General features: G+C 69.0%; 6 protein-coding genes. 4 read left to right on the top strand and 2 right to left on the bottom strand.

Features of this window, described 5'->3' with window-relative positions:
* Nucleotides 1-554: MFS transporter (locus CVO76_RS06765; RefSeq protein WP_208741731.1), on the bottom strand; the 554-nt coding region annotated here is incomplete at its 3' end.
* 64 nt (nt 555-618) lie between these two features.
* On the opposite strand from CVO76_RS06765, the gene ftsY reads away from it, so the two are divergent.
* From ftsY to CVO76_RS06750, 3 genes are all read left to right on the top strand, one after another.
* Nucleotides 619-1,812: a signal recognition particle-docking protein FtsY gene (ftsY, locus tag CVO76_RS06760; protein WP_208741381.1), complete on the top strand. Its 1,194-nt coding sequence runs from the start codon at nt 619-621 to the stop codon at nt 1,810-1,812.
* Nucleotides 1,813-2,017: 205 nt separating this feature from the next.
* Complete coding sequence (locus CVO76_RS06755) at nt 2,018-3,349, top strand: ammonium transporter (RefSeq protein ID WP_208741379.1); 1,332 nt, start codon at nt 2,018-2,020, stop codon at nt 3,347-3,349.
* On the top strand, nt 3,346-3,684 hold the full coding sequence (locus CVO76_RS06750; protein ID WP_043445797.1) for a P-II family nitrogen regulator: 339 nt from the start codon (nt 3,346-3,348) through the stop codon (nt 3,682-3,684). Before CVO76_RS06755 ends, CVO76_RS06750 begins: the two co-directional genes overlap by 4 nt.
* 102 nt (nt 3,685-3,786) lie before the next feature.
* On the opposite strand, the gene CVO76_RS06745 is transcribed toward CVO76_RS06750, so the two are convergent.
* The gene (locus CVO76_RS06745; RefSeq protein ID WP_244186251.1) at nt 3,787-5,226 is read right to left on the bottom strand and encodes a glucose-6-phosphate dehydrogenase; all 1,440 of its coding nucleotides are present in this window, start codon (nt 5,224-5,226) and stop codon (nt 3,787-3,789) included.
* A gap of 179 nt (nt 5,227-5,405) precedes the next feature.
* Here CVO76_RS06745 and ffh point away from each other — a divergent pair.
* Nucleotides 5,406-6,727: signal recognition particle protein (ffh, locus tag CVO76_RS06740; protein ID WP_208741730.1), on the top strand; the 1,322-nt coding region annotated here is incomplete at its 3' end.

Raw genomic sequence — 6,727 nt, 5'->3', positions numbered from 1 at the left:
GCCAGCAGGCCTCCGAGGATGGGACCGCCGATGCTGCCGAGCAGGAAAGCGGTGGCGTAGGCACCGGAGACGCGGCCGCGGATGGCGGGTGGGGCCAGCCGGACGATCAGGCCCATGGCCGAGACGGTGAACATCGTCGACCCGATACCGCCCAGTCCGCGGAACACCAGCAACTGCCAGTAGTCGGCGGCGAAGGCGCACGCGGCCGTGGACAGGGCGACGATGAGCAGCCCGAGGATGTAGACCGGGCGCTCGCCGAGCCTCTCGACGAGCCAGCCGCCCGCCGGTGCGAAGAGCAGCCGGGTGAGCGCGAAGGCGCTGACGATCACGGACGCCGCGGTCACGCCGACGTCGAAACTCTGCGCGAACTGCGGGAGGACCGGGGCCACGAGCCCGAAGCCGATGGCGATCACGAAGGCCGCGGCGATGAGGACACGGATCTCGCGGGGGATGCTCTCGCGCACCGGGGCGGGTTCCTGCGTCCGCGGGACCCGACGGCTCCCGGGGAGGAACCGGAAGGGGGAGTGCTTGCGCGCGCGAGGGAGTCCGGCCATGGTCCTCGCATTCTGCCACTGCGTCGACAGGATCCTCAATCGGCCCGTATGAGAAGGTGGATCAGTGAACGACATCCTTCTGCCTGTCATCTTCGTCATCCTCGCGATCGCCGTGATCGGGTCGCTCGCGATCCTCCTGGTGCGCGGCAGGCGCACGCCGCCGGGGCTCTACTCCTCACCGCGCGACGCCGACGACCAGGTGGCGGGCCCTGCCCACGGCGCCACGTCGCTGGATGTCCTCGACCAACCGGACGGTGTCACCACGGATGTCCTGGTGCCCGACGACCTCAGCGGCCTCGAGGAGGCTCCTCCCGCCGAGCGCCTCGACACCGTGGACCCGGTCCAGGGCCGGCTGGCGCGACTGCGTGCCCGCCTGGTGCGGTCGAACAACGCCCTCGGCAAGGGCCTCCTCGCCCTGCTGTCCAGGGACAGGATCGACGAGGACGTCTGGGACGAGGTCGAGGAGACGCTCCTCCTCGCAGACCTCGGCACCGAGCCGACCCTGGAACTGGTCGATGCCCTGCGCGAGCGGGTGAAGGTGGCCGGCAGCCGCAACCCGGCCGAGGTCAAGGACATGCTCCGCGAGGAACTGGTGAAGCTCGTGGACCCGTCGATGGACCGTTCCCTCGCCACGCAGCGCCATGCCGACCGCCCCGCGATCGTGATGGTGGTGGGCGTCAACGGTGTCGGCAAGACCACCACCGTCGGCAAGCTCGCACGCGTGCTGGTGGCCGATGACAAGGATGTGCTCCTGGGGGCGGCGGACACCTTCCGTGCAGCCGCCGCCGAGCAGCTGGCCACGTGGGGTGCCCGGGTCGGCGTGCCCACGGTCAAGTCCGACGTCGACGGCGCCGATCCGGCCTCGGTCGCCTTCGAGGCCGTGAAGGCGGGCATCGAGCAGGAGGTGGACGTCGTCCTCATCGACACGGCGGGACGGCTGCAGAACAAGGTCGGCCTCATGGACGAACTGGGCAAGGTCAAGCGCGTGGTCGAGAAGCAGGGCACCGTCGACGAGGTCCTGCTGGTCCTGGATGCCACCACAGGGCAGAACGGGCTCAACCAGGCGCGGGTGTTCGCCGAGGTCGTCAACATCAGCGGTATCGTCCTGACCAAGCTGGACGGCACCGCGAAGGGCGGCATCGTGGTGGCCATCCAGCGCAGCCTCGGGGTGCCCGTGAAGCTGATCGGACTGGGCGAGGGTGCTGACGACCTCGCACCCTTCGACGCCGAGAGCTTCGTCGACGCACTGCTGAACTGAGCCCGGGCGGGGCGCCCGGTCCCCGATCGGACGCCGGCAGCGATCCGACGCAAGGGAAACCTGCCGGAAACATCGGTGTCACGCGTCTTTTACGTCGGTGAGAGTGTTGTAACTTGCCGGCAATGTGATGCCCCAGGGACGGAAACACGATCATCGCATTCTGGAGGAGCGGGAAGTCCCCGCCCCTTTGGAAGGATCGTGTTTGATGGATCTGACAGCAGGTCACGTCTGGGTGATGATCTCAGCCGCCCTCGTACTCCTCATGACCCCCGGCCTCGCCTTCTTCTACGGCGGGATGACGCGCGCCAAGGCCGCACTGAACATGATGATGATGAGCTTCGTCGCCGTCGGGCTCGTGGGAGTCGTCTGGGTCCTCTGGGGCTACTCGATGACCGGCGGGGACGGCGTCGCACAGCTCTTCGGCAACCCCTTCGCCTCCTTCGGGCTGAACAGCCTGATCGGGACCGAGGACCTCATCGGCGCCGGCTACGGGGCCACCTTCGCCATCATCACGGTGGCGCTCATCAGCGGGGCGATCGCCGACCGCGCGAAGTTCGGCGCCTGGACACTGTTCGTGCCGATCTGGGTCACCCTGGTCTACTGCCCCCTCGCCTTCATGGTCTGGGGTGGCGGACTCCTCAGCGCCGACGGCGCCGTCGGTGGTGCCGTCGGTGAGGCCATCGACTTCGCGGGTGGCACGGTCGTCCACATCAGTGCCGGCGTCGCCGCACTGGTCCTCGCGCTGATCCTCGGCAAGCGGCAGGGCTTCGGCAAGGACCCCGCGCAGCGCCCCCACAACATCCCGTTCGTCATGCTCGGCGCCGCACTCCTGTGGTTCGGCTGGTTCGGCTTCAACGGAGGCGCCGCGGGCACGGCCGAGGAGGCCGGCCTCATCTGGGTCAACACCATGGCGGCCCCCGCGGCCGCGATGGTCGGCTGGCTCATGACCGAACGCATCCGCGACGGCCGCCCCACCTCCCTCGGTGCCGCATCGGGGATCGTGGCCGGACTCGTCGCCATCACCCCGGCCTGCGCCAACGTCAGCCCGATCGGCGCCGTGGGCCTCGGGATCGTCTCGGGAGCGGTCTGCGCCCTCGCCGTCGGCATCAAGTACCGCCTCGGCTTCGACGACTCGCTCGACGTCGTCGCCGTCCACCTCGTCGCCGGTATCGTCGGCACGCTGTCCCTCGGGTTCATCGCACTGCCCGTCGAGGGCGCGGGTGGCGGACTCTTCTACGGCGGTGGCGTCGGCCAGCTCGTCGCCCAGATCGTCGCGGCGGCCATCGCCATCGCACTGTCCGCGATCATGACCGCGATCATCGGACTCGCGATCCACAAGACCATCGGGTTCCGCGTCAGCTCCGACAACGAGGTGTCCGGCATCGACCTCTCGGAGCACGCCGAGACCGCCTACGAATTCGGCGGCCTGGGAGTGGGCGGATCCTTCCACCCCTTCGCCGAGCAGGCGCTGTCCCAGCAGAAGACCGCGCAGCCACAGACCACCCAGCAGAACGTCACGGAGGGCATACATTCATGAAACTGGTGACAGCAATCGTTCGTCCCGACAAGCTCGACGGCGTCAGGGGCGCCCTGGAGAACTACGGCGTGCAGGGCCTCACGGTCAGCCAGGCCAGCGGCTACGGCCGCCAGCGCGGCCACACCGAGGTGTACCGCGGGGCCGAGTACACGGTGGACCTCCTGCAGAAGGCGCGCGTCGAGGTCCTCGTCGCCGACGCCTGGGTCACCGACATCGTCGACGTCCTGGTCTCCACGGCCAACACGGGCCGGGCCGGCGACGGCAAGGTGTGGGTGATCCCCGTGGAGGAAGCGGTCCGCGTCCGCACGGGCGAGCGCGGAGAGGCCGCACTCTAGGGACGGGGAAACACCGGGACACCGGTCATACACAACGAAGGGCTGCCACGATGTGGCAGCCCTTCCTTTGCGTATGCCTTTGCGTATGCGTCGGGCCGGCGGCTAGGCCCGGCCGTGCGAGGACGGCCAGGACTCGGGCCCGCCCGACCCCGCCGGGTACTCCTCGAGCGGCACCCGGTCCTCCGACCAGGCGCGCAGGACCGGTTCCACGATGCGCCAGCAGTCCTCGGCGGTGTCACCACGGACGGAGAGGGTCGGATCTCCCGCGAGCACGCCGTCGAGCACCTCGCCGTAGGGGAGCAGGTCGGTCTCGTTGAGGTCCGCACTGAGGGTCGCCCGGTCCAGCGAGAAGATGTCGCCCGGTCCGTTGACGTCGAGTTCGAGCTGCAGGGTGTCGGGGCCGAAGCCGATGCGCAGCTTCGTCGGGGCGTCCTGCCCGGTGAAGCCGACGGGGAGGTGGCTGACGGGCCGGAACGTGATGACCGCCTCCTTGCGCTTGACGCCGAGGGCCTTGCCGGAGCGGAGCACGAACGGGACGCCCGACCAGCGTTCGTTGTTGATCGACACGGTGACCTCCGCGAGGGTCTCGGTGCCCCGCGACGGATCGACGCCGGGTTCCGCGGCGTAGTCGGGGATCTGCCGGTCGCCGATCGTGCCGGCGGTGTACCGGGCGCGACGGCTGCTGCCCGGGCTGTCGAGGTCCACCGAACTCGCCCGGAGGATCGAGCCGATATGGTCCCGCAGGTCGCGTTCGTGCAGGGTCGACGGCGCGTTGAGCGCCAGGAGGGCCATGACGTGCAGCAGGTGGCTCTGGATCATGTCCCGCAGGGCACCCGCGCCGTCGTAGTAGCGCGCGCGGTTCTCGAGCGCGAGATCCTCGTCGAAGATCACCTCGACCTTCTCGATGTGGAGGTTGTTCCAGACGGGTTCGAGGATCCGGTTGGCGAAGCGCAGCCCGAGGATGTTGAAGACCGTCGCCTTGCCGAGGAAGTGGTCCACGCGGTGGATGTTCTGCTCCGGGACGAGCCCGGCCAGCTTGTCGTTGAGGCTGTGCGCCGACGCCTGGTCCGTCCCGAAGGGCTTCTCCATGACGAGGCGCGTGCTCTTCGGCAGCGAGTCCGGCCCCAGGGCGCTGCAGGCCTTCTGGCTGATGGCCGGGGGCAGGGCGAAGTACAGCGCCACCGGCCCCTCCAGCGTCTGCACCAGGTCGGCCAGGCCGTCCTGGGTGACGTCGATCAGGTGGTACGAGCTGTTGTCCCGCACCTGCTGGAGCGACGCCCGACCGGCGTCGTCGGCCTTCTCCAGGGCCGCGGCGAACGCCCCATCGACGCGTTCGCGCCACTGCTCGTCCGTCCAGTCATCGGATCCCGCGCCCACGAGCTTCAGCCCGTCGGCGCGCCCGAGCCGGATGAGCCGCGCCAGACCCGGGAGCAGCAGGCGCCCCGTGAGGTCCCCGGACGCCCCCAGGATGAGGAGCGTCTTGACCCGGGTGTCGGCCTCGGCGGGAATGGTGTCATGTTCTGCGAGAGAGTGAGTATCCACCTCTTCACCTTGCCACTTATCCCTGTGCCTGTCCCGCACTCGGGCAATGCGTCGCCGGTTGCGCTCCCGGGACGTGGTGCACCGCCGCCTGCCGCCGGAAGGACACCCCTCGGCGGACCCCAGTTGGTAGGCTTGGGAGTTGGATCTCCAAATCTCCCGATGAAAGTAGTTCACGGCACGTGTTCAATTCACTCTCCGACCGGCTGACTGCGACCTTCAAGAACCTCCGCGGCAAGGGCCGCCTCACCGAGGCGGACATCGATGCCACCGTCCGCGAGATTCGTCGAGCCCTGCTCGACGCCGACGTCGCCGTCCCCGTGGTCAGGGCCTTCACGGCCGCCGTCAAGGAACGCGCACTCGGCCTCGAGGTGTCCCAGGCCCTGAACCCGGGCCAGCAGGTCGTCAAGATCGTCAACGAGGAACTCGTGGGGATCCTCGGCGGCGAGACCCGGCGCATCAAGCTCGCGAAGAACCCGCCGACCGTCATCATGCTGGCCGGCCTCCAGGGCGCGGGCAAGACCACCCTCGCGGGCAAGCTGTCCAAGTGGCTCAAGGGCCAGGGGCACAGCCCGCTGCTCGTCGCCTGCGACCTCCAGCGCCCCAACGCCGTGCGCCAGCTCCAGGTCAACGGTGAGCGCGCCGGTGTTCCCGTCTACGCCCCTCACCCGGGTGTCAGCTCCGACTTCGAGGCCGCGACCGGCGATCCCGTCGCCGTGGCCCGCCAGGGTGTCGCCGAGGCGCGCGCCCGCCTGCACGACGTCGTCATCGTCGACACGGCCGGCCGCCTGGGCGTGGACGCCGAACTGATGCAGCAGGCCGCAGACATCCGCGCGGCCATCAGCCCCGACGAGGTCCTGTTCGTCATCGACGCGATGATCGGCCAGGACGCCGTCAACACGGCCCTCGCGTTCAACGAGGGCGTGGACTTCACCGGCGTCGTCCTGACGAAGCTCGACGGCGACGCCCGCGGTGGCGCGGCGCTCTCGGTCGCGTCCGTGACCGGCAAGCCGGTCATGTTCGCCTCCACGGGTGAGGGACTGAACGACTTCGAGCTGTTCCACCCGGACCGGATGGCCTCGCGCATCCTGGACATGGGCGACATCCTGACACTGATCGAGCAGGCGGAGCAGTCCTGGGACAAGGACGAAGCGGCCCGGATGGCGAAGAAGTTCGCCGACCAGGAGGACTTCACGCTCGACGACTTCCTGGCGCAGATGCAGCAGATCCGCAACATGGGCTCCATGAAGAAGATGCTCATGATGATGCCCGGTGCCGCCAACATGCGCGAGCAGCTGGAGAACTTCGACGAGCGGGAGATCGACCGCGTCGAGGCGATCGTCCGCTCGATGACACCGCACGAGCGCGTCGCACCCAAGATCATCAACGGGTCCCGCCGCGCGAGGATCGCCCGTGGCTCGGGCGTGCACGTGTCCGAGGTGAACGGCCTGCTGGAACGCTTCACGCAGGCCCAGAAGATGATGAAGAAGATGGCTTCCGGCGG

The sequence above is a fragment of the Arthrobacter agilis genome (assembly GCF_002953615.1).
Classification (GTDB): Bacteria; Actinomycetota; Actinomycetes; order Actinomycetales; family Micrococcaceae; genus Arthrobacter_D; species Arthrobacter_D agilis_B.
The sequence above is the reverse complement of the archived record's forward strand: the minus strand, read 5'-3'. Positions and strand labels throughout refer to the sequence as shown.

Excerpts from the sequence above, each read along its gene's own strand:
- CVO76_RS06755 (WP_208741379.1), top strand. The coding sequence starts at position 2,018 with ATGGATCTGACAGCAGGTCACGTCTGGGTGATGATCTCAGCCGCCCTC.
- CVO76_RS06750 (WP_043445797.1), top strand. The coding sequence starts at position 3,346 with ATGAAACTGGTGACAGCAATCGTTCGTCCCGACAAGCTCGACGGCGTC.